Origin of the sequence: Actinosynnema sp. CA-299493 (assembly GCF_050946825.1) — a bacterium.
GTDB lineage: Bacteria > Actinomycetota > Actinomycetes > Mycobacteriales > Pseudonocardiaceae > Actinosynnema.
This window is the reverse complement of sequence record NZ_CP191993.1, coordinates 5,759,481-5,785,790: the sequence shown is the minus strand read 5'-3', so window position 1 is coordinate 5,785,790 and position 26,310 is coordinate 5,759,481. Positions and strand designations below refer to the sequence as shown.

Here is a 26,310-nt window from a genome sequence, read left to right as displayed (position 1 = left end):
GTCCAATCGTTCGGCTTGACGAACGCCTCAGCACTGTTCATCGTAGAAGACGATGCGTTCGACATGGCGAACCCCAGATGCCCGGCTGCTGCGTGACGTCGTCGCGGTGGCCGCCGGCGCCGCGGTCAGCGGCGCCTCGTTCGGCGCGATCTCCACCGGCGCCGGCCTGCCCTGGTGGCTGCCCGTGGTGATGTCGGTGCTGGTCTTCGCGGGTGGCTCGCAGTTCATGGCGGTCGGGGTGGTCGCCTCGGGCGGCAGTCCGGCGGCGGCGGTGCTGGCCGGGCTGCTGCTCAACGTCCGCCACCTGCCGTTCGGCCTGGCGGTCGGCGACGTGCTGGGCAAGGGCCTGCTGTCGCGGCTCGTCGGCAGCCACCTGCTGATCGACGAGACGACGGCGTTCGCGCTGGCCCAGAGCGATCCGCGCAAGGCCAAGGCCGCCTACTGGTTGTGCGGCGTCGCCTTGTTCCTCTCCTGGAACGTCGCCGTGGTCGCGGGCGCGTTGATCGGCCGGAACATCGGCGACCCGGCCGCGTTCGGGCTGGACGCGGCGTTCCCGGCGGCCCTGCTCGCGCTCCTGCTGCCCGCCCTCAAGGACAAGGCCACCCGGCACGCCGCCCTGCTCGGCGCGGCCATCGCCCTGGCCGCCACGCCGTTCCTGCCCGCCGGCGTCCCGGTGCTGCTCGCGCTGGGCGGCCTGCTGATCACCGCACGACAGGAGGTGGCGCCGTGACGCTGACCGCGGTCCTGGTGCTCGCCGCCGGCACCTACGCGTTCCGCCTGGCCGGACCGCTGCTGCGCGACCGGATCGAGCTGTCCGAACGGGTCAAGCTGCTGATGTCCACCTCGGCGACCGTCCTGCTGCTCGCCCTGGTCGCGACCGCCTCGTTGACCAAGGGCCAGGGGTTCGCGGGCCTCGCCCTGCCGATCGGCGTCCTGGTCGCCGGTGTCGCGGCGTGGCGCAAGGCGCCGTTCGTCGTGGTGGTCGTGCTGGCCGCCGTGACGACCGCCGGCCTGCGGTTCGCCGGCGTGTCCTAGAGGTACGCGCTCAACCGGCCGGCGAGGCGGTGGCGGTCCTGGGTCGTGCCGAAGTCCGGCTCGGCGCCACCGGTCCGGCCCGCCAGCACGTCGTCCACGAACTGCGCCACCTCGTCCGGCGGCGGCACGAGCGGCAGACCGAGGTGCGCCATGATGACCGGCCTCTCGGTCGGGTCGGTCTCCACCGCGATCGACCAACCGCGCCGCTCGTTCCACAGCAGCATCAGGTCGGGCCCCGGGCCCTCCAGCCCGAGGTAGGCGGTGGCGGTGTCGCTGACCTCGAACTCGGTGCCCTCGGGTGGCACGCCGATCTCCTCGGCCACCGCTCGCACGTACCGGGCCAGTCCGAGGCTGATCAGCGCACTGTCGTCCATACCTCTCATTCTGGACCTATCGGAGCGCTCTCGGTCCCTCGCCGGGCGATCGGGGCCGTGAGCCACGTCTCCGGAATGCCGAACGCGTCCACCAGCGTGCGCGCGTGCGGGCGCAGCCGGCCGCACAGCTCGTTCACCGACTGGGACACCGCCTTCGCCCGCTGCGGCGTGAGCCGGCCGTGCTCCAGGAACCACGCCCGGTCCGCCTCGATCGTGCTCAACGCGTACAGGTCGCACACCTGGTCCAGCAACGCCGTCGCCCCGGGGTCCCCGCACCGGTCGACCGCCGCCACGAACGCCTCCAGCACGATCCGGTCCACGTGGGCGCGCGCGGCGTGCAGCACGTGGTCCTGCGCGGCGTTGAACACGTCGAAAGCGTCCTGCTCCGACGCACGCCGCAGCCGCCGCGCCAGCCCCTCCAGCACGTGCTTCTCGCGGTCCTCGAACTGCCGCACCTGCCACCCCCGGTCCAGCAGCGCGTCCGAGCTGCCCGACACCAGCCGGTCGATGATCGCCCGCGCGGCCGTCCGCTCGATCACCACGCCGACCGCCTGGTCCGCCACGAACCGCGCCATGCCCCACGGGTCCAGGTCGCCCACGTGGTCGCGGTAGCTGGTCAGCAGCCCTTTCGCGACCAGTTGCAGCAGTACCGTGTTGTCGCCCTCGAACGTGGTGAACACGTCGGTGTCCGCCTTCAACCCGGCGATCAGGTTCTCCGACAGGTACCCGGCGCCGCCGCACGCCTCCCGGCACGTCTGGATGGTCTGCGTGGCGTGCCACGTGGCCACCGCCTTCAACCCCGCCGCCCGCGACTCCAACTCCCGCTGCTGCCGGTCGTCGGCCACGTCGTGCAGCGCCGACACCATCTCCTCCTGCGCGAAGTGCAGCGCGTACGACGTCGCCAGCGCCGGCAACAACCGCCGCTGGTGCGCCAGGTAGTCGAGCACCACGACTTCCTCGCCCGTGTCGGGCCGGGTGAACTGCCGCCGCGCCTCACCGTGCCGAACGGCCAGCGCCAGCGCCTTCTTCGTCGCACTGCCCGCGCCGCCGGCCACGCTGATCCGCCCGCGGACCAACGTGCCCAGCATGGTGAAGAACCGCCGGCCCCCGCCCTCGACCGGGCTGGAGTACGTGCCGTCCGGCGCGACGTCCCCGTACCGGTTGAGCAGGTTCGTCCGGGGCACCCGCACCCGCTCGAACCACAGCCGCCCGTTGTCCACGCCGTTCAGCCCGGCCTTGGGCCCGCAGTCCTCGATCCGGACACCCGGCATCGGCGCGCCGTCCTCGTCCCGGATCGGCACGAGCACCGCGTGCACGCCGTGCGTCACACCACCCGTCACCAACTGGGCGAACACCACCGCCATCCGCCCGTCACGCGCCGCGTTGCCGATGTAGTCCTTGCGCGCCGACGGGTCCGGCGTGTCGACGACGAACTCCTCGGTGTCCGGGTCGTAGGTGGCCGTGGTGCGCAGGTGCTGCACGTCCGACCCGTGCCCGGTCTCGGTCATCGCGAAGCAACCGGGCAGCTCCAGGCCCATGATCGCCCGCAGGTACCGCTCGTGGTGCCCGGCGGTGCCCAACGCCTGCACCGCGCCACCGAACAGCCCCCACTGCACACCCGCCTTGACCATCAACGACAGGTCGCCGAACCCCAGGACCTCGAACGCCACCACCGAGCCGCCGACGTCGCCCTGCCCGCCGTGCTCGGCCGGGAACCCGATCAACGGGTGCCCGCCGCGGGCCAGCTCGTGCAACTGCTCCAACACCCAGGCCCGGTACTCCTCGCGCTCCAGGTCGCCGGGCGGCTTCAGCCCGCCGAGCAACTCCAGCGAGCTCCGCCGCACCGCACCCCAGCGCCCGTCCAGCGACTCGCGCAACGCCTCGACCTCACCCGCCGCGATCCCCATGCCCCTTGCTAACACAAGTTCACCCGATCGGCGCGCCGGCGCACGCGTTCCCCGGGCAGCCGGCCCGGCGCGCCACCGGTCCGCACCACCTCACCGATCACCGCCCACCGGCGGCACGGTGTGCTTGCGGACGTGCTGGAACAGCAGGTTCGTCTGCACCTCGCTCACCTCCCGGCGGGTGGTGAAGCGGTCGAGCACCAGTCGTTGCAGGTGCGCCGTGTCGGACACCGCGACGTGCACCAGGAAGTCCTCCGGCCCCGCCACGTGCGACATCGCCAGCACCTCCGGCAACGTCAGCACGTAGTCCATGAACGGCTCCACGATCGCCCTCGTGTGCGGCCTGACCCGCACCGCGATGATCGCCTGCACCGGCCGTCCCACGGCGGCCAGGTCGACCTCCGCGTGGTAGCCGGTGATCACGCCGCGCTCGCGCAGCGAGCGGTGCCGGACCACGCACGTCGACGCGGCCACGTTGACCCGGTCCGCCAGGTCCTTGTTGGGCAGTCGCGCGTCCTTCTGCAACTCCCGCACGATCGCCGCGTCCACCGAATCCAGCACAGCAAATCCCTCTTCCGCCCGAACGACCTGCGGAAGTGTGCCCCGTTCACCGACGAGAAGTCCAAGATCCGGGCATGACCCGGTTGCGAACGATGGCGGTGCACGGTGGGCGCGACGATCTCGCCGACCTGGGCGTGCACGCCCTGCCGATCGACCTGTCCACCACCTACCCGATCCCCGACCAGGCCGAGGGCGGCCACGCGCTGCAACACCTCGCCGAGGGCGCGGCGCACGCCGCCTCGCCGGTCTACTCCCGGCTGCACAACCCGACCGTGGCCCGGTTCGAGCAGGCCTTGGCCGCGCTGGAGGGCACGTCGGCCGCCGTGGCGTTCGGCAGCGGCATGGCCGCGGTGACCGCGGTGGTGCAGGCGGCGTGCGTGCTGACCGGCAAACCGCACGTGGTCGCCGTGCGCCCCATCTACGGCGGCACCGACCACCTGCTGTCCTCCGGCCTGCTCGGCGTGCGCACCACCTACGCGTCGGTCGACCAGGTCGCCGACGCGATCACCCCGCAGACCGGCCTGGTCGTCATCGAGACACCGGCCAACCCCAACCTGGACCTGCTCGACATCGCCGCCGTGGTCGCCCGGTCGGGTGATGTCCCGGTGATGGTCGACAACACGTTCGCCACACCCGTGCTCCAGAACCCGGCCGCCCTCGGCGCCACCTACGTGCTGCACTCCGGCACCAAGTACCTCGGTGGGCACGGCGACGTGCTCGGTGGCGTGGTGGCGTGCGCCGAGGCGCACGCGGGGCCGTTGCGCCAGGTCCGGATCATCACCGGCGCGGTGCTGCACCCGCTGGGCGGCTACCTCATGCACCGCGGCCTGGCCACGCTGCCGCTGCGCGTCGAAGCGGCCCAGCGCAGCGCGACCGACCTGGCCGCGCGGCTCGCCGCCCACCCCGGCACCGGTCTGGTCCGGCACCCGAGCCTGCCCGGCGCCGACCCGGCCGGTCTGCTCGGCACGCAGCTGCGCGGTCCGGGCGCGATGCTCGCGTTCACCACCCGCGAGGACCCGACCGAGGTCGTGCGCCGGCTCGAACTGGTCACGCCCGCGGTGAGCCTCGGCTCCGTCGACACGCTCATCGAGCACCCCGCCGCGCTCACGCACCGACTGGTGCCGGACACCGCCCGCGAGGCGTCCGGCGTGCCGGCCGACCTCCTGCGCCTCAGCGTCGGCCTGGAAGACGTCGAGGACATCTGGGCCGACCTCGACCGCGCCCTCTCCGGGTACGGCCGAGGGACGGGCCAGGCCCTTTCCGGCCATTGTGAAGAGGATTACATCAAGTCTTCCTCAAGCGATTTCCGGCAGCCGGCCGCGAGCCACTAACATTTCGTCGTCATGGTGTGACAGTGCGCGCGCAGTCGGCCGCCGTCGAGTGCCCCAATCGGGCTGTTCGGCTGCCGGACCTGCTACAACAGGCCACCGCGCGTCCCGGTCGAAGGCCATGCCGAGAAGCCGGTGAAAGCGCCGGACGCCGGATCGCCCGCCGCGATTCGTTTTTCCAATCGACCGATCGCCATTCCCGTCCGCCGCGTCCCGCGGTCGATCGGAACCGGCGGTCGGCGCGCGTCCCGGCTTCCCCTGTGCTCGCCGGACCATTCTCCGAGGTGCGGGCGAGCCGCCACAGCCCGTCGTTCGACGGCCTACCAGGCCGCCGAACGGGTCGCGGTGCGCGACTGGCGCGTCGCGGGACGACCGAACGGCCGGACGGGTGCCACGAGCACCCGTCCGGCCCGGTCACCTAGGCTGGTGGCAGTTCACCTAGGAGGAAATCCAGCCGTGTCCGTCGTCGGTGTCCTCGCCCTCCAGGGCGACGTCCGTGAGCACCTCGTCGCGTTGGCCGAGGCCGACGTGCTCGCCCGCCCGATCCGCCGGCCCGAGGAGTTGGCCGAGGTCGACGGCGTGGTGCTGCCCGGCGGCGAGTCGACGACCATCAGCCGGCTGCTCGCCACGTTCGACCTGCTCGAACCCCTGCGCGCCCGGATCGAGGAGGGCATGCCCGCCTACGGCTCGTGCGCCGGGATGATCCTGCTGGCCGACCGCGTCCTGGACGGGCGGCCCGACCAGCACCAGCTCGGCGGGCTCGACATCGTGGTGCGGCGCAACGCGTTCGGCAGGCAGGTCGATTCCTTCGAGGCCGAACTCGACTTCACCGATGTGGGAGAGGTGCACGCCGTGTTCATCCGCGCCCCGTGGGTGGAATCGGCGGGATCGGACGTGGAAGTGCTCGCCCGGGTGCCCGAAACGGAAGACGCCGGAGAGGCCGCCGGTAGGATCGTCGCGGTTCGGCAGGGGCACGTGCTCGCCACCTCGTTCCACCCGGAACTGACCGGCGACGGGCGGGTGCACCGCCTTTTCGTGGACATGGTCCGTGCGGCGGGCTGAGTATTCGACGGAGGACAGATGAGCGGCCACTCGAAGTGGGCGACCACCAAGCACAAGAAGGCCGCAATCGACGCCAAGCGCGGCAAGCTCTTCGCGCGGCTGATCAAGAACATCGAGGTGGCGGCCCGGACTGGCGGTGGTGATCCCGACGGCAACCCGACCCTGTACGACGCCATCCAGAAGGCGCGGAAGAACTCCGTGCCGCTGGACAACATCGAGCGCGCGCGCAAGCGCGGCGGCGGCGAGGAGGCGGGCGGCGCGGACTGGCAGACCATCATGTACGAGGGCTACGGCCCCAACGGCGTGGCGGTGCTGGTCGAGTGCCTGACCGACAACCGCAACCGGGCCGCGTCCGAGGTGCGCACCGCTATGAGCCGCAACGGCGGCTCGATGGCCGACCCGGGCTCGGTGTCCTACATGTTCACCCGCAAGGGCGTGGTGATCGTGCCGAAGGGCGACGGGCTGTCCGAGGACGACGTGCTGATGGCGGTGCTCGACGCGGGCGCCGAGGAGGTCAACGACCTGGGCGAGAGCTTCGAGGTCGTGTCCGAGGCCGGTGACCTGGTCGCGGTGCGCAAGGCCCTCCAGGACGGCGGGTACGACTACGAGTCGGCGGAGGCGAACTTCCTGCCGTCGGTGACCGTGCAGTTGGAGGCCGAGGGCGCGCGGAAGATCTTCAAGCTGATCGACGCGCTCGAGGACTGCGACGACGTGCAGAACGTGTTCGCGAACTTCGACGTCTCCGACGAGGTGATGGCCGAGGTCGACTGAACCGGATTTCCGGCTCAACGCCCCGCGTCGGCAGCGTCGACGCGGGGCGGTCGTCCGTCCGGAGCCGCCGTCCGCCCGCAGGGGCTGTCGTCCGTCCGGGGCACGTCGTGGCCGCGCTTATGCGGGGTTGACGTGGGCAACGGGCACAATGGCCGGGTGTCGAACCCCTCCGCCCCCTCGGTCCAGGACATCAACCTGCGCAACTGGCTGTTGACGCAGGCCGAGCAGCACGGCCACGCCGTCGTCACCGTGCCGGAGGACGGCGAAGGCGCCGGCTACTCGTTCTCCGTCGGCGCGTGGCGTCGCTTCGGCGTGGCCGAGGCCGTGGTGCTCGGCCTGCCGCCCGAGCACGCGCAGGTGCTCATCCGCGCCTACGTCGACCGCGCCAGGCGTGGCGAGCGGTTCGTGCCCGGTCGGCTCTACTACGACTTCCTCGGCGGCGTGCCGGTCACGTTCGAGCGCGTCTTCAAGGGCTTCTACCCGGAGTTCTTCGGCAGCGCGTTCCTGCTCTACGGCAAGGGCGACTTCGCCGCGCTCCAGATCATCCTGCCGACCGCGGACGGCAAGTTCCCGTGGCACCACGACGCGCCGATGGGCTTCGGCGACTGGCAGCTGCTGCTGACCGAGAGCGGCCGGCCGGAGAGCTGGGAGCCGGGGGTCAACGGCCCCTGACCCGACCGGGTTCCACCACCACCGTTCGACACCGTCCGGGCCCCGCCGCACCACGCGGTGGGGCCCGACGTCGTTGTCCGGGAAGTGTTGTCAAGGCATCGCCCACCGACCGCTGACAACGCCCGAGGGCTATCACTGACCTGTGCGCCGAGATGTCGGGGGCCGCGCACACCGCGAGGGGGAGGTGCGCCCCGTCCGGCGCAGTCGGGGGAACTGCGCGGGACGGGGCGTGCGCGACCGGGCTTGGTCACGGGGGCCCCGCCCGTGACCAGGGAATGGGCCGTGGGGAAGAGCCTCCGATGGGCTCTTCCCCACGGTGGCAGTCGCTGCGCGGACAGCCGTCCGAGACGACCGCCGTCACCCGGACAGCCGTCACGACGGCTACGGGGTCCGGCCGAGCAGCGCGACCAGCCTGGTCTGCGGGTCCGCGTCGTCGGGCACCGGCACCGGCGGGTCGAACAATCCGCTCGCCGCCCACGCCCGCGCGTTCGGCTCCAGGTGCTCCAGCACCGTCTCGGCGAGGTCGGGGTCGATCCGCTCGTCCGCGCCGATCGCGCGCGCCAGGTCCCAGGCGTGCACGGCCAGGTCGGACGTCATCTGCCAGCCGTAGTCGACCGCCGTGGCCTTGCCGTAGCTCAGGTGCACCGGCTTGAGCAGCGCTTTCGGCGCGATCCACGCCTCACGCGCGGCAGCCGCCGCCAGCACCCACGAGTGCAGCGGGTCGCTGCCGAGCTGGTCGCCCTCGAACCGGTCGCCCACCTGCTCGACCGTGCAGCCGGCCAGCAGTTCCGGCGCCCACAGCTGCTCGTGCACCAGGTGGTTGACCAGGTCGTGGACCGACCACTCCGCGCACGGGGTGCCCCACTCCCACTGCTCGGGGCGCACCTGGCGCACCCGCGAGTCGAACTCCGTCATCGCGCGTCCGTGAGCCTCGATCAGATCCACCCCACGAGTGCACCAAACGTTGACCCGGAGCGCACCCCGAGGCTGTGCGGTAGACCACTCGGGCGTATCACGGTTTCGGCGCTTACCCCCGTTCGGCGTAACGTGACCCGGTACGCCGACGGTGACATCGTTGACACAGGAGGACCCAGTGAGCGCCACGAGCGCCGTCTCCACCCCGCAGCGGGGCTTCTTCGGTCACCCCCGAGGACTGTCGACGCTGTTCTTCACCGAGCTGTGGGAGCGCTTCTCCTACTACGGGATGAAGGCGATCCTCGCCTACTACCTGTACCGGTCCACCGCCGAAGGCGCCCTCGGGCTCGACAAGAGCTTCGCGTTGTCGCTGGTCGCCATCTACGGCGCGTCGGTCTACATGTCCGGCGTCGCGGGCGGCTGGCTGGCCGACCGGGTGCTCGGCGGCCGGCGCGCGGTGTTCTACGGCGGTGTGCTGATCATGTTCGGGCACGTCGCGCTCGCGCTGCCGATCGGCGTGGCGGGCGTCTACACCGGCCTCGTCCTGATCGTGCTCGGCACCGGCCTGCTCAAGCCGAACATCTCCACGGTGGTCGGCGGCCTGTACGACCGGCAGGACCCGCGCCGCGACTCCGGCTTCACGATCTTCTACATGGGCATCAACCTCGGCGGCTTCCTCGCGCCGCTGGTGTGCGGGTTCCTCGGCGAGACCTACGACTGGCACCTCGGCTTCGGCGCGGCGGCGGTCGGCATGGCGCTGGGCCTGGTCGTCTACCGGCTCGGGCAGCGCGGTCTCGGCGACTCGGCCGCCACGCCGCCGTTCCCGCTGCCCGCCGGGGAACGCGTCCGGGTGATCGGCCGGATCGTGGCCGCGGCACTCGGCGCGGTGGCCGTGGTCGCGTTGCTGGTCGTGCTCGGGGTGCTCGGCGCCGAGGGCGTGATCAACCTGATCAGCCTGCTGTCGGTGCTGCTGCCGATCGGCTACTTCACCGTGATGATCCGCAGTCCGCGCACCACGCCGGTGGAGCGGTCGCGCGTGATCGCCTACATCCCGCTGTTCATCGCGGCGGCGATGTTCTGGTTGCTGTTCGAGCAGAGCGCGACGGTGATCGCCGCGTTCGCCGACACCAGGGTCGAGAACTCGTTCCTCGGCCTTGAGTTCCCGCCGTCGTTCATCCAGTCGATCAACCCGGTGATGATCATCGCGGTGGCCCCGCTGTTCGCGCTGCTGTGGGTGAAGCTGGCCAAGCGCCAGCCCGCGACGCCGCGCAAGTTCGCCTACGCGCTGCTGCTGGTCGGCTTGTCGTTCCTGCTGATGATGGTCGTCAGCCAGGGTGACCCGTCGGTGCGGGTGAGCTTCCTGTGGCTGGTGCTGATGTACCTGGTCATGACGTGCGGTGAGTTGCTGCTGTCGCCGGTGGGCCTGTCGGTGACGACGAAGCTCGCGCCGCGCGCGTTCGCCTCGCAGACCATGGGCCTGTGGTTCCTGGCCACGGCGGCCGGCTCGGGTGTGGGCGCGATCGTGGTCCGGTTCTACAGCGACGAGAACGCCGTGGCGTACTTCGGCGTGCTGGGCGCGGTGGCGATCGGCCTCGGTGTCGCGCTGGCCGTCGCGACGAAGTCCATCCACCGCTTGATGCGGGGCGTGGACTGACCTGACGCCGTTCGGCGAGGGGTGCGGCGCACGCCCCTCGCCGAACGGTCACCCGAACGGCCGCGGCTACTCGAACGCCGCCGCGTTGCGCACGGCCCAGTCGGCGAAGGAGCCGGCCGGGCGGCCGAGGACCCGGTCGACGTCCGGGCGCGCCCGCTGCTCGTCGGCGGTCGGCGTGCCGAGGACGTCGAGCGTGGCGTCCGCGACCCGCTCGGGCATGAACCGCAGCAGCTGCGCCCGTGCCTCCTCGCGGGTCTGCTCGACGAACCGGACCGGCTCGCCCAGCGCGTCCCCGATCGCCGCGACCTGCTGCCGGGGCGTGACGGCCGCCGGCCCGGTCAGCACGTACGTGCGGCTGTCGTGGCCCGCCTCCCGCAACGTCACCGCCGCGACGGCGGCGATGTCGTCCGGGTCGACGGCGGGCAGCGCCACGTCCGCGAACGGCGCCGCGGCCACCCGCCGCTCGCGGATCGTCGCGGCCCAGGCGAAGGCGTTGGAGTCGAACGCGCCGGGCCGCAGCACGGTCCACTCCAGCCCCGACCGCTTGACGGCGTCCTCCAGGTCGGGGGAGTGGCGCAGCGTCTCCACGCCCTGCGAGGACAGCAGCACGACCCGCCGGACACCACCGGCCCGCGCGCGGTCGAGCACGTCCTCCACCACGGCCCCGTCGCCACCGGTCGACATCCAGTCACCCGACGTCAGCAGGAACAACGAACCGGCGCCGTCGAACGCGGGCGCCAACCCCGCCGGTTCCACCAGGTCCGCCCGCACGTGGCGCACGCCCTGGGGCAGCTCCCGCGCCGAGACCCCGCGTGACACGGCGGTCACCTGCTCACCCGCCTCGACGAGCACCCGCACCAGCGCCCCGCCGACGTTCCCGGTCGCCCCGGTCACCACGATCATGTCCACTCCCCGTCGTTCGCGTCCTGCGTACTCGGGGGAAGCTACTGTCCTGGATATAGTAGGTACCTAGGGGAAAGTATCGGCGGAGAGGGCTTTTCGTGACCAGTGGCACACCTCGGGCGGCGCTCTCCCCGGAGCAGGCCTGCCCGATCGCGCCGGTGGTGGACCTCGTGTTCAGCCGCTGGACGACGCCGATCCTGTGGGCGCTCAACGAGTTCGGGCGGCAGCGGTTCGTGGAGCTGTCACGCCGCATCGGCACGATCACGCCCAAGGTGCTCACGCAGCGACTTCGGCAGCTGGAACGCGACGGGCTCGTGGTCCGCACGTACCACGCCGAAGTGCCGCCTCGCGTGGAGTACGAGATCAGCGAGCTCGGGCGCAGCCTCGCGCCGTTGTTCGCACACCTGGCCGAGTGGTCCGCGGTGAACCTGGAGAAGGTCGAGCGGGCCCGGCGGGAGCACGACGCCGGAGAACACGTGGGTGGCCGGAAAAATCCGCACTAGTGCGGAAAGGACGCGACGACCCGCCGCGGCGGCGGTGCGGCGGGTCGTCGCGCGAGTACCAGCATGCACCACATTCCTGAGGCTCAGCTGATGTTTTGCGCGATCAGGTGGCGTTTTTCCGTGCCCGTGGTGACGGGAAGCCTCGCCGCGCCCCTGATGACGCGCGACGGACGGCGCTGCACCCGGCCCGCCGCCCTCAGGTCCGGGAACCGGCGGAACAGGCCGCGCAGGGCCGCCGCACCCTCCATCCGGGCCAGTCCGGCGCCGAGGCAGTAGTGGATGCCGGACGAGAACGCCAGGTGCTCCCGCACGTCCGCGCGGCCGGGGTCGAACCGGTGCGGATCGGCGAACACCGCCGGGTCGCGGTTGGCCGCCGCCAGCATCAGCATGATCGGCGTCCCCTTCGGCAGCCGCGTGCCCGCGACCTCGGTCGTCTCGAACGGCACCCGCACCGTGTACTGCACCGGCGGGTCGTGGCGCAGCGTCTCCTCCACCACGGCGTCGGCGTGACCGGGGTCGGCGAGCAGCCGCTCCCGGACCTCGGGGTGCCCCAACACCTCCAGCACCGAGTTGCCGATCAGGTTGACCGTGGTCTCGAACCCGGCCACCAGCAGCAGTTCCGTCGTGGCGATCAGGTCTTCGCGGGTCAGGTCGTCGTGCGCGACCAGCGCGGACACGATGTCGTCACCGCCGGGGCGCCGCCGCCGGTGCGCGATCAGGTCGTCCAGGAACGCCTCGAACTCCCGCAACGCCTTCTGCAACGCCCGCATCTCGCGCATGTCGCGCACGCCGTCGAGCGCGTTGACCAGCGCGCTGCCCCACCGGGCGAACGTCGCGTGGTCCGCGCCGGGCACGCCGAGCAGGTCGGCGATCACCTGGATCGGCACCCTGGCCGCGAAGTCGCCGACGAGGTCGAACGTGCGCCGGTCCGCCACCTCGTCCAGGTACTCGTCGACCACCCGTTCCACGGTCGCCGCCTGCGCGCGCAGCCCGCGCGGGGTGAACCAGGGCGCGACCAGCCGTCGCAGTCGCGTGTGGTCGGGCGGGTTGCGCACCAGGAACGACTCCTCGACCGGGTTCACCAGGCGTCGGCCGTCGAGCTCGACCGACGAGTCCACCGGCGACAGCGCGCCGGCGGACAGCGGCCCGAAACCGGGGTCGCGCAACAACCGCGAGCACAGCTCGTGCGAGGCGGTGAGGTAGAGCCCCATCCTCGTCTTCACCAGCACGCCCTGCCGGCGCACCGACTCGTACACCGGGTAGGGGTCGCTGGTCGGGTTCTCCCCGAGCAGCCGGGCGGCGGGATCACCGAGGAGGGCCTGCGCCCGGACGACGGTGCGCCCCAGGAACAGCAACGTCGCGTTCTTCACCGTGGACGGCATGCCACCACGGTGGCCTGGACGCGAGAAAGGTTCAAGCCCGGCCGAACCACGCTCCCGCGCGTTGTGGCTCCTCGGTCCCGCCGGCGTCGGCAAGTCGACCGTCGGCCGGCTCACCGGAGCGACGCGCCGACCTCAGCGCCTGACCACCAGCGACGCCAGCCGCCACGTGCCGCCGTCCGGCGTCCGCTGCGGCGCCTCCGCCAACGTCAGGTCCGGGAACCGCCGCAGCACGGCCGAGAGCGCCACCTGCGTCTGCACCCGGGCGAACGCGGCCCCGAGGCAGAAGTGCGCCCCGTGCGAGTAACCGAGGTGGCCGGTCGAGGGCGTGCGCGTGACGTCCAGCTCGTCCGGGGAGGCGTAGACCCGGGGGTCGCGGTTGGCGGACACGATCGCCGTCATCACCGGCTCGCCCTTGCCGATCACCACGTCGCCGAAGGAGACCTCCTCCTTGGCGAACCTGGGCACGGTGAGCAGTTGCGGGCCGACCCACCGCGTCAGCTCCTCCACCGCGCGCGGCATCGAGCCCGGGTCCGCCCGCAGCGCGGCGAGCTGGTCGGGGTGGGTGAGCAGCGCTTCGAGGGCGTTGACGATGAGGTTGCTCGGCGTCTGCCCGGCGATCACCAGCTGCCAGACCAGCGTGACCAGCTCCGCGTCCGTGAAGCGGTCGCCGTCCTCGTCCCGCGCCCGGAGCAGCTGGGAGATCAGGTCGTCGCCCGGTGAGGTCCGGCGCAGTTCCACGGCCTCCAGCGCGCCTTCGACGATCCCCGGGATCGCCGCGATGAACCCCGGTCCGTAACCGCTCACCACGGCCGCGCCGTACTCGCGCCACCGGGTCCGGTTCTCGGCGGGGATGCCGACCAGCTCGCAGATCACGTCCATCGGCAGCGGCCGGGCGAAGTGCTCCATGAGGTCCACGGTGTCGCCGTCCGGCAGGGCGTCGAGCAGCGCGTCCACGATCGCCTCGATCCGCGCCCGGAAGCCCTCCGCCCGACGCGCGGTGAACGCGGGCGCGGCCAGCTTGCGCAGCCGGAGGTGCTCGGGCCCGTTCATCTCGGACATCGTGCGCAGGTAGGGCTTGCAGTGCTCGGGGATGCCGGGCAGGCCCATGAAGCTGTGGGGGCTCAGCTCGAAGCGCGGGTCGGCGAGCATCGCCTTGGCGTCCTCGTGCCGGGTGAGGACCCACATGTCACCCATGCCGGGCAGCGGCATGCGCGCCACCGGGCAGCGCTCGCGGGCCTCGCCGTAGGCGGTGAACGGGTCGAGCAGCACCTCGGGCCTCGCGGGGTCGATGTCGGGCACGATCGTCAAGTCCAACCTCCGAATGTTCAGATCAGATGTTCTCATCATCTGAATGGTCACGGTATCTTGGTCGCACGACGCTTGGCAAACGGGGAGCGTGATGGTGCGGCTGAGCAGGGCGGAGGCGCAGGAGCGCAACCGGGCGCGGGTGCTGGACGCGGCCCGCGCGGAGTTCGCCGAACGCGGTTTCCGGGACGCCAAGGTCGACGCGATCGCCCAGCGCGCCGAGCTGACCAGGGGTGCCGTGTACTCGAACTTCCCCGGCAAGCGCGCCCTGTACTTCGCGGTGCTGGCCGACCTGGCGGAACGCGCGACGGTTCCGGCCAACCCGCACCGCGGCTCGGACCGGCGGGCGGCGCTCGGCGCGCTGGCCCGCGCGTGGGTCACCTCGCTCGACCACGACGCGCTGGCGCGGGACTTCCTGCCCGAGGTGGCCGCCGAGGAGGTGACGCGCCGGCCGTTCACGCAGCTGATGAAGCTGGACGCGGTGCTGCTCAGCCTCGCCCTGGAAGCGCTCGACCCGGCCGCGCCGCCGCCCGGCTCGCCACCGGTCCGGGTGGTCCGCCTCGCCGAGGTCGTGCTCGCCACCCTGCACGGCGCGAGCGGCCTCGCCACCGCCGCGCCCGGCTTCCTGGAGCCGTTCGACGTGGTCAGCGCGTGCGAGCGGCTCGCGGGTCTGGAGCTGAACGACTGGTGGGCGGCGCCCCCCGGCGCGGCGGTGCTCCCGGAGGACCGGCCGTGGGCGCCGCCGGCCGTCGTGGACCTCGTGCCCGGCGCGGAGGTGACGCCGGACGAGGACGGCGTGGTGGTCGTGCTGGGGCTGAACCGGCTGGCCGCCGTGGAGGAGGCGGTGCGGGCCACCGACGGCCGGGTGACCCTCGCGATGGTGACCGGCACGCCGGGGGAGCTGGCCCCGTTGGCGCGGCTGGTGCCGACGCGGTTGTGCGTGAACCTGCGGCAGGCGTTCCCGGTCGCGGCGTGGCCGCGGCTGCGGGTGGTGTGCGACGAGACCGGCGCGTTGGCGGGCGCGGCGGGCGTGCCGTCGGTCAGCGACGAGACCGAGACCGCGATCCGCGTCGAGGGCGGCCGGGTGGTGGCGCGCGCCGAGGGGTCAGGCGCGGGTCACGCGGTCAGCTCCGGGGCGCGGGCGCGGACCTAGTCGCGGGCCTGCTCGCGGACCTGGCGGCCGGGCGGCGTTCCAGGACTTCGCGGAACTCGGCCGGGATCGGGGTGCTGCGCAGTTCGGGCGTGCCGAAGGAGACGTACCGGTTCCAGCCGGTGGCCACCGGCGTGCCGTCGACGTCCGCGTCGAACCCCATGGTCAACGTGGTGGTGCCCAACGTCCGCACCCGGACCGCGATGCGCAGCAGGTCGTCGAACCCGGCCGGGTGGAGGTAGCGGATGGAGGTCTCGGCCAGCACGAAGTCGACGCCGTGCTTCTCCAGCTCCTTGTAGGAGCCCAGCAACGACCGCAGCGTCTCCACCATGGCGGCCTCGAAGAAGACCGCGTAGCGCGACGCGTGCACGATCCCCTGGCGGTCGCAGTCGACCGGGCGCACCCGCACCCGGTGCACGTGGGCAGGTCGGGCGTCAGCCATGTCGGCGATCCTATGGGGTCACCCGGCCGGTGCGCGTCGGCCTAGCGGTGGCTGCTCCGAGTGGCGCGCCGACCAGTCGGCCCGCCGCGACCAGCAGGATCACCGACGTCGGCGACCCCGCGGTGGGCACCGCGCCGGACCTCACGGTCGACCCGCCGCGCGAGAGGGCGAGCGGCACCACGGCCACCACCTCGTCGACCGGGCGAGACCCGCGGCCCAGGGGCACCGGGCCATCAGCCCTTGCGGCGGTGCCGCCGGACGCTCTCCTCCACCAGGTCCAGCACGGGTTCGAGGTCGTCCGCAGGCAGGCCCATGGCCAGGTGCGACACCAGGCCCTCCAGCACCAGCTCCAGGAACGACGTCAGCACGTCCACGTCCACGTCGTCGCGCAGGTTCCCGGCCTCGCGCTGGCGCTCCAGCCGCTGCCGGGTCGCGTCGGTCAGCTGCCGCGAGCGCTCCGCCCACCTGGCCCGGAACTCCTGGTCGGTGCGCAGCCGCCGCGACACCTCCAGCCGCGTGCCGAGCCAGTCCGCCGGGTGCTCGACGTCATTGGGGTCCGGCGGGTACAGCAGGTCGCGCATCACCTGCACGAGGCCCTGGCGGGCGACGACCTCCGCCATGCGCAGCGCGTCGTCCTCGGCGAGCGCGAGGAACAGCGACTCCTTGTCCCGGAAGTGGTGGAAGATGGCGCCCCTGGACAGGCCGGTAGCCTCTTCCAGGCGGCGCACGGTCGCGCCTTCGTAGCCGAAACGCGCGAAACACGCACGAGCGCCGTCGAGGATCTGACGGCGACGGGCATCGAGGTGGTCCTGGCTCACCCTGGGCACCTGTCGATGTTGTCAGGGCCGCGTGACGAAATCCAATCAGTACGTACGGCTTGCCTCGTCCACTTTGGGGTGTACTTCGACGTCTCGGCTCGAAACCCCAGGTCACCGTCACTACGGTGGCGCACCGTGACCGCAGGTGAGGACAGTCGTCCGCCGCTGAAGCTGGTGCCGGGTTTGGGCTGGTCGAACCGACCGTCCACGGTGGACCGCAGTCGGCACGGCCCGGACTTGATCGATCTGATCAGGCTCGTCGGCCGACGGCCCGGCGACGTCGGCGACGGTCGGCCGGACCGCGCCGTGGTGGTCTACGAGGCGTTGTGCGTCCCGGAACCGCTGCGCACCCCCGCGTACGCCCAAGCCCTCGGCGACGACGGCTCCGGCGTCGACCGGCCGCCGCACACCGCCGCGAGCTTCTTCGTGCACGAGGCCGCGTTGCACGTCCGCGTCGGCGACGAGGCGGTGATGGCCGACCAGTTGGACGCGCTGGCGGGCGGGGCCGGCGCGCCGGTCCGACTGGTGCCGTTCGCGGCCGGCCACGTCGGCGCGCTGCGGTCGTCGTTCGCCCTGCCCGAGGGACGGCGCCCGGTGAAGGTGCTGGACCGGATCGCCCTGGACGTGCCGTCCTCGCGGGCGGAGTTCGGCCGCCAGGCCGCGCGCTACCGGAGCCGGTGAGGGGACACCCATGGGATCGCACGCACTGGCCCCGCGTCCGGCGCACGCGCCGCGACGGAGGTTCGCGGTCGCCGCGGTGACCGCCGCGACGGCGCTGTGCCTCCTCACCGCCTCCGGCGCCGCGCAGGGGCTCGCCGACCACCAGTCCGAGGCCGCGACCATCTCGCGCGGCGCGGTGGAGACCGAGCACGCCGGGTTCACCGGCACCGGGTACGTCGACTACGACAACGCGTTCGGCGGCTACGTCGAGTACGCCGTGAGCGCGGCCCGGACGGGCGCGCACGCGCTGGTCTTCCGCTACGCCAACGGGACCGACGCCGACCGCCCGCTCGCGCTGACCGTGAACGGCGCTCGGGCGGGCGTCGTCTCCTTCCCCGGCACCGGCGGGTGGTCCACGTGGCGCGACGTCACCACGTCCGTGCGGTTGCGGGCGGGCGTGAACCGGGTCCGCGCCACCGCCACCACCGGGGACGGCGGCCCGAACGCCGACCGCCTCGCGGTGGACGACACCGACACCGAGCCACCCACCCCGCCGCGCGACCTGCGCGTCACGGACCGGTCCCGGACCAGCGTGTCGCTCGCGTGGGACGCGGCGGCGGACGACGTCGGCGTGGTCGGCTACGACGTCTACCAGCACGGCCAGCTCATGACGAGCGTGCCCGGCACGACCCTGTCCGCCACCGTCGCGGGCCTGCGCCCCGACACGGCGTACGACTGGACGGTGTTCGCCCGCGACGCCGCGCCCAACGTCTCGCAGGCCAGCAACAACGTCGTCGTGCGCACCGACGCCCCGCCGCCGGACGACGAGCCGCCCACCGCGCCGGGCGGCCTGCGCCCCACCGGAAAGTCGCCGACCAGCGTGTCGCTGGCGTGGGAGGCCTCCACCGACAACGTCGGCGTCACCGGGTACGTGGTGCACCGCGACGGCACTCAGGTGGGCACGACCGACGGCCCGTCCACCACGGTCACCGGCCTGAGCACCGGCACCGGGTACCGGTTCGCCGTGCGGGCGCGTGACGCGGCGGGCAACCTCTCGGCGTTCGGCGACGAGGTGATCGTCGCGCCCGGCGGAGTGGCGCCGCCGGGCGAGCCGAGGCCCGGCGCGGTGACGACGGTGCGCGAGGGCACCGACGTGCCGTGGGGGCTGGCGTTCCTGCCCGACGGCACGGCACTGGTGTCCGAACGGGAGCGGTTCACCCTCTACCGCCTCGCGCCGGACGGCACGCGGACCGACGTCGGCCGGGTGCCGGGCGCGCAGGGCACCGACGGCGAGGGCGGCGTGCTGGGCATCGAGCTGTCGCCCACGTTCGCCACCGACCACCACGTGTTCATCTACCACACGACGTCGGCCGGCAACCAGGTCGTGCGCGCCAGGCTGATCGGCGAGACGCTCACCGGCTGGACCACGATCCTGGACGGCGTGCCGAAGAACCGCTACCACAACGGCGGCCGGCTGCGGTTCAGCCCGGACGGCCGGTACCTGTTCGTCTCCACCGGCGACGCGCAGAACGGCAGCCACGGGCAGAACCTGGACACCGACGCGGGCAAGATCCTGCGCATCTACCCGGACGGCTCGATCCCGGGGGACAACCCGTTCCCGGGCAAGGCGATCTGGAGCTACGGGCACCGCAACGTGCAGGGCCTCGACTTCGACTCGCAGGGCAGGCTGTGGGCGACGGAGTTCGGCAACAACTCGCTGGACGAGCTCAACCTGATCCAGCGCGGCGGGAACTACGGCTGGCCCGGCTGCGAGGGCACGCAGGGGTACTGCGAGGGCAGCATCCCGCCGAAGCGGATGTGGCCGACGACGGCGGGCGGCCCGAGCGGGTTGGCGATCGTCAACGACTACCTGTTCGTCGGCACCACCGTCGGCAAGCGGTTGTACCGGCTGCGCGTCGAGGGTTCGGAGCTGGTCGAGGAGTCGGTCTACTTCCAGGGCGAGTACGGGCGGCTCAGGACGGTCGAGGTGGACTCCGGGGGCGACCTCTGGGTGACGACGACGTGGGACCTGGACGAGGAGGTCGGCAACGACCGCGTGCTGCGCGTGGACGTCGGGTACCCGGGTTCCTGAGCGGTCACCCGGTTGCCACGAGGTGTTCACGCCGCGCCCGGATTGTCCGTTCGCGCACCGGGAAGCGTCCACTCGGAGCAGTCGGGAGGCCACCGGAACGCAGCCACCCGCCACCCGACCGGCCGTCAGCCCCGCTCACACCACCCGACATGTCGTTGATCCGCAACGGTTTCCATAGCTGCGAGTGTCGGTGCCTGCGTGTAGCGTCGAACGGACGAGATTTTGATCACGGGGAGTGCCACAAGTGACTGCTGTCCGTAACGCACCGGCTCCGGGGCCCTCCCCGGCGGTGTTCCGCGATAGAGCGGAGGCCGAGGCCTACGTCGCCTCGGTCTGCTTCAAGCACGGGCCTCCGAGGCTGCTCGGAGTCGAACTGGAATGGACCGTCCACCACGTCGAAGATCCCAGCCGACCGCTCGACGCGAAGATCCTCGCGGCCGCGCTCGGCGGGCACGCACCACCGACCCTCGTCCCCGACAGCCCTCAGCGCCCACTGCCCTCGGGCACCCCGCTGACCGTGGAACCGGGTGGCCAGGTCGAGATCTCGACACCGCCGCGGGATTCGCTCACGGATCTGCTCAAGACCGTCGCGGCGGACATCGACCACCTCCACAGCCTGCTCGAACCGGCCGGACTCCGGCTCGGTCAGCACGGCGCCGACCCGTTCCGCCCGCCGCGCCGGATGCTCCAGGTCCCGCGCTACGCGGCGATGGAGCACGCCTTCGCCCCGATCGGGCCCGAGGGCATCACGATGATGTGCAGCACCGCGGGCCTCCAGGTCTGCCTGGACTTCGGGCTGGCCGTCGACCTGCCCAAGCGCTGGGCCGCGGTGCACGCCCTCGGACCGGTCGTCACCGCGCTGTTCGCCAACTCGCCGGGGGTGAACGGCCGGCGGACGGACTGGGCCAGCGCGAGGATGCGCACCCTCTACGCCACCGACCCGGTGCGCACCCGGCAGGCGGCGGTGTGCGCGAACCCGGCCGACGCGTGGGCCAAGCGCGTGCTCGACACACCGGTCATCGCGGTGCGCAGACCGGGACCGAACTGGTTGCCGCCGCACCCGTTGACGTTCGCCGACTGGATCGCGGGAGCGCTCGACCGCCCGCCGACGACCGACGACCTCGACTACCACCTCACCCTCCAGTTCCCGCCGGTCCGCCCGCGGGGGTACCTGGAGATCCGCTACCTGGACTCGCCGCCGCACGGCCAGTGGCTGCCGCCGGTCGTGCTGATGGCGGCGTTGTTCAGCACGTCGAAGTTCGCGGACGAGGTGCTCGCGGCGACCGAGGGCGCCGCGAACCGCTGGCTCGCCGCCGCGCGCTACGGCCTGGCCGACCCGGTGCTCGCCCGCGCGGCGCGCGACGTGGTCGACCTGGGCTGCGCCGCGCTGTCCGACACCGACCTGTCGGTCGGCCAGACCGATGCGATCGCCGAAGAGCTGCACCGCACGCTCGCTGAGAAGACCGGAGGGCGCCGTTCATGACCAGCACCGAGAACCTTCGCGACCAGGTCGCCGCCCAGCTCACCAGGGCGCGTGACCGCAGCAGGCTGCTGACCGACGCGGTGGACGACCACGACCTCGTCCGCCAGCACTCCAAGTTGATGTCGCCGCTGGTGTGGGACCTCGCGCACATCGGCAACCAGGAAGAGCTGTGGCTGGTCCGCGACGTGGGTGGCCGTGAGCCGGTCCGGGCGGACATCGACGAGCTGTACGACGCGTTCAAGCACGCCAGGTCGGCCCGGCCGGAACTGCCGCTGCTCGGTCCGGCCGAGGCGCGCAAGTACGTCGGCGAGGTCCGCGACAAGGTGTTCGACGTGCTTGAGCGCACCCCGCTGGAAGGCCACCGGCTGGTCGACGGCGGGTTCGCGTTCGGCATGATCGTGCAGCACGAGCAGCAGCACGACGAGACCATGCTGGCCACGCACCAGCTGCGCGTCGGCGACCCGGTGCTGGACGCGCCGAGGCCGCCGCGTGGCGGCCCGGTCGGTCCGGCCGAGGTGCTGGTGCCCGGTGGGCCATTCACCATGGGCACGTCCACCGAGGCGTGGGCGCTGGACAACGAGCGGCCCGCGCACCAGGTGGTCACCGAGCCGTTCTTCATCGACACCACGCCGGTGACGAACGGCGCGTACGCGGCGTTCATCGCCGACGGCGGCTACCGCGACCCGAGGTGGTGGAGCGAGGCCGGTTGGGCGCACGTGCGCAAGGCGCCGCTGGTCGCGCCCCGGTTCTGGGAACGGGTGGGTGACCAGTGGTACCGCACCGCGTTCGGCCGCACGGAGCCGATCGAGCCCGACCAGCCGGTCGTGCACGTCTGCTACCACGAGGCCGAGGCGTACGCGAAGTGGGCGGGCAAGCGGCTGCCCACCGAGGTGGAGTGGGAGAAGGCGGCCCGCTTCGACCCGGCGACCGGCCGGTCCCGCCGCTACCCGTGGGGCGACGAGGAGCCGACGGAGGCGCACGCGAACCTGAACCAGCGGCACCTGACGCCCGCGCCGGTCGGAGCGTACCCGGCGGGCGCGTCGGCGTTGGGCGTGCACCAGCTCATCGGTGACGTGTGGGAGTGGACCAGCTCCGACTTCCACGGCTACACCGGGTTCGAGGTGTTCCCGTACGCGGAGTACTCCCAGGTGTTCTTCGGGCCGGACTACAAGGTGCTGCGGGGCGGGTCGTTCGGCAGCGACCAGTCCGCGGTGCGCTCGACGTTCCGGAACTGGGACTACCCGATCCGGCGGCAGATCTTCGCCGGCTTCCGCTGCGCGCGGGACGCCTCACGGGACGAACTGACCTGACCGTGTGCCGCCACCTGGGTTACCTGGGCCCCGCCGTGCCCGTCGCCGCGCTGGTGCACGACCCGCCGCACTCGTTGGTGCGGCAGTCGTACGCCCCTCGGGACATGCGCGGCGGCGGCACGGTCAACGTGGACGGCTACGGCGTGGGGTGGTACCCCGCGCCGGGCGGCCCGGCGGTGCGCTACCGCCGGGCCGGCACGATCTGGTCCGACGAGAACCTGCTCGCGCTGAGCCGGGTGACGGTGTCCGGCGCGGTGCTGGCCGCGGTGCGCTCGGCGACGGTCGGCATGCCGGTGGCGGACACCGCGTGCGCGCCGTTCACCGACGGGCGGTGGTTGTTCAGCCACAACGGGCGGGTCGCCGACTGGCCGGAGTCCGTGGTGGACGTGGCCAAGACGGTGCCGGTGGCCTCGTTGCTGACGTTGGACGCGCCGACCGACGCGGCTCTGCTGTGGGAGTTGGTGCGGTCACGTCTCGCCGCGGGGGCCGCGCCGGGCGCCGCGCTGGCTTCGGTCGTGTCCGAAGTCGCCGCCGCCGCGCCCGGTTCGCGGCTGAACCTGTTGCTCACCGACGGCGCCGTGCTCGCCGGCACGACGTGGACCCACTCGTTGTGGGTGCGCTCGGGCGACGGCGCGGTGACGTTGGCCTCGGAGCCGTTGGACGACGACCCGCGCTGGCGGGAGGTGCCCGACGGGCACGTCGTCACGGCTGATGTGTCTACTGTGGACGTTCAACGGATTGGAAGAGGATGACCGAGCCTGTGCTGGACGTGCACCTGACCCCGGAGGACGCGGCGATCGCGCTGCGCGCCGAGGCGCGGGCAGGGCTCACCGCGCGGCCGAAGTGGGTGTCGCCGAAGTGGTTCTACGACGCGGTCGGCAGCGATCTGTTCGAGGAGATCACCCGGCTGCCCGAGTACTACCCGACCCGCGCGGAGCGGGAGATCCTGGTGGCGCGGGCGGCGGAGATCGCGTCGCTCACCGGCGCGCACTCGTTGGTGGAGCTGGGTTCCGGCTCGTCGGAGAAGACCCGGCTGCTGCTCAGCGCGCTGCGCTCGCACGGCACGCTCCAGGAGTTCGTGCCGTTGGACGTGTCGCCGTCGGCGTTGACGGAGGCGGCGCGGGCGATCATGGCCGCGTACCCCGGGCTGCGGGTGCACGGCGTGGTCGGCGACTTCACCGAGCACCTCGGCCTGCTGCCCGGCGCGCCGCCGCGGGTGGTGGCGTTCCTGGGCGGGACGATCGGCAACCTGATCCCGGAGGAGCGGGACAAGTTCTTCGCCTCGGTGCGCGAGGTGCTGGAGCCGGGGGAGTGGTTGCTGCTCGGCACGGACCTGGTGAAGGACCCGGACGTGCTGGTCCGCGCGTACGACGACGCGCAGGGGGTGACGGCCGAGTTCAACCGGAACGTGCTGCGGGTGATCAACCGGACGCTGGACGCCGACTTCGACCCGGCGGACTTCGAGCACGTGGCCCTGTGGAACGCCGAGGAGGAGTGGATCGAGATGCGCCTGCGGGCCTTGCGCCCGGTGAAGGCCCACGTCACCGCCCTGTCCTTGGACGTGGAGTTCGCCGAGGGCGAGGAACTGCGCACCGAGGTGTCCGCGAAGTTCCGCCGTGAGGGCGTGGCCCGCGAGCTGACCGCCGCGGGCTTCGCCCTCGAACGCTGGTGGACCGACCCGGAGGGCCGGTTCGCCCTGACCCTGGCCCGCGCCGTCGGCTAGCCCTTCCGCGAGTCCTACGTCCACGCGCCGAGAGTCCTACGTCCAGGACCCCCGAGTTCAACGCTCAGGACGACTCGGCGCGCCGGATCACAGGGGCACGGGGTGCGGTCGTCGTCGCCAAGGCGACGGCCGCACCCGCCAGGACCACCAGCCCGAACGGCGAGGCCGAACCGCGAGGCGGACCACGGGCGCGGTCGTACGGGTGTGAGGGGCGTCCCGGGTGTGGACGCCCCTCACGGTCTCGGTGGGACGGCTACTTCGGCGGCGGCGGGACCAGGCAGCTCACGGGAGCCGACTTGTTGCCCGACGAGTCCACGCCGTGGACGAGGGCGTCGCCCTTGAGCGTGATGCGCCAGTCGATGTCACCGACGCCGGGCTTCTGGTTCGGCGTCGCGCCGGGGGCCTGCACCAGCTTGATCCTGGTACCGCTCGGGAACCCGCCGAAGACCGCCGGACTGGCCGAGTCGGACACGAAGACCTGCGGGTTCGGGTCCACCGCGTCGGTCGCGGAGATGATGAAGAACCCGTCCTCGTTCTGGGCGGGCGGCGTGTTGCCGCCGCTCGGGTTGTTGGTCGGTTGGCAGGTCACGACCGGGGGAGTGGTGTCGACCCAGTCCTTCAGCACGTCGTCGCACACCCGGTGGCCCGCGGCGTGGGTGAAGCAGCCGCGGATCGAGTCCGTGCCGAGGCCCGCCAGGCCCTGGGCGCCCGGGTAGGTGAAGTCGACCGCGCCGGCGGCGGAGGTGCCGCCGTTGCCCGCCGCGCCCGCGTTCGGGCCGCTGAGCACGGAGAAGTCGACGGGGGTGTTCGGCACCGGGGCGCCGAAGTCGTCGGTGACGGTCGCGGTCACGGTGTGCGTCTGGCCGGGCGTGCCCAGCTCGTTGACCGCGTGCTCGGGCTCCACGTCGATGGCCGCGGCGCAACCGCGCACGTTCACCGTCGGGTTGCCGAACGTCACGACGTGGCCCTCGGCGTCGGTGTAGGCGACGGTCGGGTTGACCGCCAGCACGCCGCCACCGGTGCTCTGGAGGTGGGTCGCGGTGAACGTCAGCGTCACCGTCTCGGTGCCGAGCTCGTCGATGGTCCAGGTGAGCTGGTTGCCGTTCTGGCCGACCGAGCCCTTGGACGCCGCCGCGCCGCTGACCGCGAACCGCGGCGACACGGTGTCGACCACGGTCACGCCGGACGCCGCGGGCACCACGATGGCCGCGCCGATGGCGGCGAAGACCTCCTGCAACTGCGCGGGGGTCGGCGCCCCGTAGTAGTGGGTGCCGTCGGGGTTCGTCGTCCAGTCACGGATCTCGTCGGCGTCCACGGTGCCGAGGCCGATGCCGAAGACCTCGGTGCCCGCGTTGCGCGCGGCCAGCGCGTCGTCGCTGGCGTCACCGCCGGTGGTCGTCTGGCCGTCGGTCATGACGATCATCTTCTTGGCGTTGCCGGGCAGCGAGCCCGCCAGCTGCGACTGGCCGGTGGAGATGGCGGCGGAGTGGTTGGTGAGGCCGTTGGCGGTCAGGGCGTCGATCGCCGCCTTGACCGCGTTCGCGTTGGACGTGAGCCCGACGTCGACGGAGGCGTTGTCGGCGAAGCTGACCACGCCGATCCGGCTGCCGTTGGCGATGACGCCGTCCAGCGAGCCGTCGGTGGCCTCGTCGAGGATGTCCACGAAGAACTTGGCGGCGGTCTTCAGCTCGTCGATCGCGTCCTGCATGCTGCCGGAGCGGTCGAGGACCAGTTCGACGTCCACCGGGTTGCCCGCGATGCCGCTCTCGGCGTCGAGCGTCACGGTGACCGGGACGGACCCGCCGCAGGCGATGTCCGTCGCGCCCAGGGTCTTCGTGCCGGCGACCGTGCCTCCCGCGGCTGCGGCCGCGGTGGTGCCGGCGATCGGGGCCGCGAGTGCGGCCAGCAGGATCGCGGTCACGCCGCAAGCCCGTCTTCGAGTGGTGGTGTGCATTCGGATTCGCACCTCCTCGTGCGCGCCGACGAGACGTGAAATCCCCTCTGGAATCACGTTCGCGCATTCCGGTGAAGCCGGGTAAGTCAGTCCCCGTACAGGCTCGGACCAGCGAAGATCCGGCCGAATGACACTTGCCGTGCGACTCGGATGCGTCGGCATGAAGAGGTTAAACACCAATTCTCACGAAGAGCAATCGGTTCACCCGAACGGGTTAACAGGAATTTCTCGTCGTTTTTGATCTGCGGATCGTTACGGGCGAAACTTCATTTGTGACGACATTGCGGCGGTCACGCGTCCCGCCGGGTC

Annotated in this window: 25 protein-coding genes; 15 read left to right on the top strand and 10 right to left on the bottom strand. The window is 72.2% G+C overall.

Going from position 1 to position 26,310, the window contains the following annotated elements; translation table 11 throughout:
- The first annotated feature begins 52 nt into the window (after window positions 1-52).
- Window positions 53-730, top strand: a complete 678-nt coding sequence (locus ACQPYE_RS24180; protein ID WP_498714667.1) for an AzlC family ABC transporter permease — start codon at window positions 53-55, stop codon at window positions 728-730.
- Window positions 727-1,035, top strand: a complete 309-nt coding sequence (locus ACQPYE_RS24175; protein ID WP_498714666.1) for an AzlD domain-containing protein — start codon at window positions 727-729, stop codon at window positions 1,033-1,035. Before ACQPYE_RS24180 ends, ACQPYE_RS24175 begins: the two co-directional genes overlap by 4 nt.
- On the opposite strand, the gene ACQPYE_RS24170 is transcribed toward ACQPYE_RS24175, so the two are convergent.
- From ACQPYE_RS24170 to ACQPYE_RS24160, 3 genes are all read right to left on the bottom strand, one after another.
- Window positions 1,032-1,409 (bottom strand): DUF6292 family protein, encoded by a 378-nt coding sequence (locus ACQPYE_RS24170; RefSeq protein ID WP_498714665.1) that lies wholly within the window; start codon window positions 1,407-1,409, stop codon window positions 1,032-1,034. The two genes, ACQPYE_RS24175 and ACQPYE_RS24170, sit on opposite strands and share 4 nt — an antisense overlap.
- Before the next feature lie 5 nt (window positions 1,410-1,414).
- On the bottom strand, window positions 1,415-3,316 hold the full coding sequence (locus tag ACQPYE_RS24165) for an acyl-CoA dehydrogenase family protein (protein WP_498714664.1): 1,902 nt from the start codon (window positions 3,314-3,316) through the stop codon (window positions 1,415-1,417).
- A 90-nt stretch (window positions 3,317-3,406) separates the two neighbouring features.
- On the bottom strand, window positions 3,407-3,874 hold the full coding sequence (locus ACQPYE_RS24160; protein ID WP_498714663.1) for an Lrp/AsnC family transcriptional regulator: 468 nt from the start codon (window positions 3,872-3,874) through the stop codon (window positions 3,407-3,409).
- A gap of 74 nt (window positions 3,875-3,948) precedes the next feature.
- On the opposite strand from ACQPYE_RS24160, the gene ACQPYE_RS24155 reads away from it, so the two are divergent.
- The 4 genes from ACQPYE_RS24155 to ACQPYE_RS24140 all read left to right on the top strand — a co-directional run bounded on the left by ACQPYE_RS24155 (window position 3,949) and on the right by ACQPYE_RS24140 (window position 7,707).
- Window positions 3,949-5,205 (top strand): trans-sulfuration enzyme family protein, encoded by a 1,257-nt coding sequence (locus ACQPYE_RS24155; RefSeq protein ID WP_498714662.1) that lies wholly within the window; start codon window positions 3,949-3,951, stop codon window positions 5,203-5,205.
- A 453-nt stretch (window positions 5,206-5,658) separates the two neighbouring features.
- Window positions 5,659-6,264, top strand: a complete 606-nt coding sequence (pdxT, locus tag ACQPYE_RS24150) for a pyridoxal 5'-phosphate synthase glutaminase subunit PdxT (protein ID WP_498714661.1) — start codon at window positions 5,659-5,661, stop codon at window positions 6,262-6,264.
- Window positions 6,265-6,282: 18 nt separating this feature from the next.
- Complete coding sequence (locus ACQPYE_RS24145; RefSeq protein WP_498714660.1) at window positions 6,283-7,035, top strand: YebC/PmpR family DNA-binding transcriptional regulator; 753 nt, start codon at window positions 6,283-6,285, stop codon at window positions 7,033-7,035.
- 156 nt (window positions 7,036-7,191) lie between these two features.
- Window positions 7,192-7,707: a DUF4262 domain-containing protein gene (locus tag ACQPYE_RS24140; RefSeq protein ID WP_498714659.1), complete on the top strand. Its 516-nt coding sequence runs from the start codon at window positions 7,192-7,194 to the stop codon at window positions 7,705-7,707.
- 381 nt (window positions 7,708-8,088) lie between these two features.
- Here the strand turns inward: ACQPYE_RS24140 and ACQPYE_RS24135 are convergent, their stop codons facing one another.
- A complete protein-coding gene (locus ACQPYE_RS24135) occupies window positions 8,089-8,622 on the bottom strand; it encodes a TIGR03086 family metal-binding protein (RefSeq protein ID WP_498714658.1) in 534 nt (177 codons plus the stop codon).
- 178 nt (window positions 8,623-8,800) lie between these two features.
- Between ACQPYE_RS24135 and ACQPYE_RS24130 the strand changes: the two genes are divergently transcribed.
- Entirely contained in the window at window positions 8,801-10,276 is a 1,476-nt protein-coding gene (locus ACQPYE_RS24130; RefSeq protein ID WP_498714657.1) for a peptide MFS transporter, read from the top strand.
- Between the two features lie 66 nt (window positions 10,277-10,342).
- On the opposite strand, the gene ACQPYE_RS24125 is transcribed toward ACQPYE_RS24130, so the two are convergent.
- Entirely contained in the window at window positions 10,343-11,179 is an 837-nt protein-coding gene (locus tag ACQPYE_RS24125) for an NAD(P)H-binding protein (RefSeq protein WP_498714656.1), read from the bottom strand.
- 98 nt (window positions 11,180-11,277) lie between these two features.
- On the opposite strand from ACQPYE_RS24125, the gene ACQPYE_RS24120 reads away from it, so the two are divergent.
- Window positions 11,278-11,682 carry a winged helix-turn-helix transcriptional regulator gene (locus tag ACQPYE_RS24120; RefSeq protein ID WP_498714655.1) on the top strand — a complete coding sequence of 135 codons (405 nt, stop codon included), beginning with the start codon at window positions 11,278-11,280 and terminating at the stop codon, window positions 11,680-11,682.
- Window positions 11,683-11,765: 83 nt separating this feature from the next.
- On the opposite strand, the gene ACQPYE_RS24115 is transcribed toward ACQPYE_RS24120, so the two are convergent.
- A complete protein-coding gene (locus ACQPYE_RS24115) occupies window positions 11,766-13,064 on the bottom strand; it encodes a cytochrome P450 (protein ID WP_498714654.1) in 1,299 nt (432 codons plus the stop codon).
- A 132-nt stretch (window positions 13,065-13,196) separates the two neighbouring features.
- Window positions 13,197-14,372: a cytochrome P450 family protein gene (locus ACQPYE_RS24110; RefSeq protein WP_498722974.1), complete on the bottom strand. Its 1,176-nt coding sequence runs from the start codon at window positions 14,370-14,372 to the stop codon at window positions 13,197-13,199.
- Between the two features lie 91 nt (window positions 14,373-14,463).
- Here ACQPYE_RS24110 and ACQPYE_RS24105 point away from each other — a divergent pair, with 91 nt between their 5' ends.
- Complete coding sequence (locus tag ACQPYE_RS24105; protein WP_498714653.1) at window positions 14,464-15,522, top strand: TetR/AcrR family transcriptional regulator; 1,059 nt, start codon at window positions 14,464-14,466, stop codon at window positions 15,520-15,522.
- Here ACQPYE_RS24105 and ACQPYE_RS24100 read toward each other — a convergent pair.
- Both ACQPYE_RS24100 and ACQPYE_RS24095 read right to left on the bottom strand, forming a co-directional pair.
- A complete protein-coding gene (locus tag ACQPYE_RS24100) occupies window positions 15,494-15,961 on the bottom strand; it encodes an acyl-CoA thioesterase (protein ID WP_498714652.1) in 468 nt (155 codons plus the stop codon). The genes ACQPYE_RS24105 and ACQPYE_RS24100 overlap by 29 nt on opposite strands.
- A gap of 233 nt (window positions 15,962-16,194) precedes the next feature.
- Window positions 16,195-16,788: a TetR/AcrR family transcriptional regulator gene (locus tag ACQPYE_RS24095; RefSeq protein ID WP_498714651.1), complete on the bottom strand. Its 594-nt coding sequence runs from the start codon at window positions 16,786-16,788 to the stop codon at window positions 16,195-16,197.
- Window positions 16,789-16,914: 126 nt separating this feature from the next.
- Between ACQPYE_RS24095 and ACQPYE_RS24090 the strand changes: the two genes are divergently transcribed.
- The 6 genes from ACQPYE_RS24090 (at window position 16,915) to egtD (ending at window position 24,047) form a co-directional block, all read left to right on the top strand.
- Window positions 16,915-17,460, top strand: coding sequence for a Scr1 family TA system antitoxin-like transcriptional regulator (locus ACQPYE_RS24090; RefSeq protein ID WP_498714650.1), 546 nt, complete (start codon window positions 16,915-16,917; stop codon window positions 17,458-17,460).
- A 10-nt stretch (window positions 17,461-17,470) separates the two neighbouring features.
- Window positions 17,471-19,531: a PQQ-dependent sugar dehydrogenase gene (locus ACQPYE_RS24085; RefSeq protein WP_498714649.1), complete on the top strand. Its 2,061-nt coding sequence runs from the start codon at window positions 17,471-17,473 to the stop codon at window positions 19,529-19,531.
- A gap of 289 nt (window positions 19,532-19,820) precedes the next feature.
- A complete protein-coding gene (locus tag ACQPYE_RS24080) occupies window positions 19,821-21,014 on the top strand; it encodes a glutamate-cysteine ligase family protein (RefSeq protein ID WP_498714648.1) in 1,194 nt (397 codons plus the stop codon).
- Entirely contained in the window at window positions 21,011-22,324 is a 1,314-nt protein-coding gene (egtB, locus tag ACQPYE_RS24075) for an ergothioneine biosynthesis protein EgtB (RefSeq protein WP_498714647.1), read from the top strand. The genes ACQPYE_RS24080 and egtB overlap by 4 nt, the downstream gene beginning before the upstream one ends.
- Before the next feature lie 2 nt (window positions 22,325-22,326).
- On the top strand, window positions 22,327-23,076 hold the full coding sequence (gene egtC, locus ACQPYE_RS24070; RefSeq protein WP_498714646.1) for an ergothioneine biosynthesis protein EgtC: 750 nt from the start codon (window positions 22,327-22,329) through the stop codon (window positions 23,074-23,076).
- The gene (egtD, locus tag ACQPYE_RS24065; RefSeq protein ID WP_498714645.1) at window positions 23,073-24,047 is read left to right on the top strand and encodes an L-histidine N(alpha)-methyltransferase; all 975 of its coding nucleotides are present in this window, start codon (window positions 23,073-23,075) and stop codon (window positions 24,045-24,047) included. Before egtC ends, egtD begins: the two co-directional genes overlap by 4 nt.
- A 253-nt stretch (window positions 24,048-24,300) precedes the next feature.
- On the opposite strand, the gene ACQPYE_RS24060 is transcribed toward egtD, so the two are convergent.
- Complete coding sequence (locus tag ACQPYE_RS24060; RefSeq protein WP_498714644.1) at window positions 24,301-25,968, bottom strand: vWA domain-containing protein; 1,668 nt, start codon at window positions 25,966-25,968, stop codon at window positions 24,301-24,303.
- Between the last annotated feature and the right edge of the window lie 342 nt (window positions 25,969-26,310).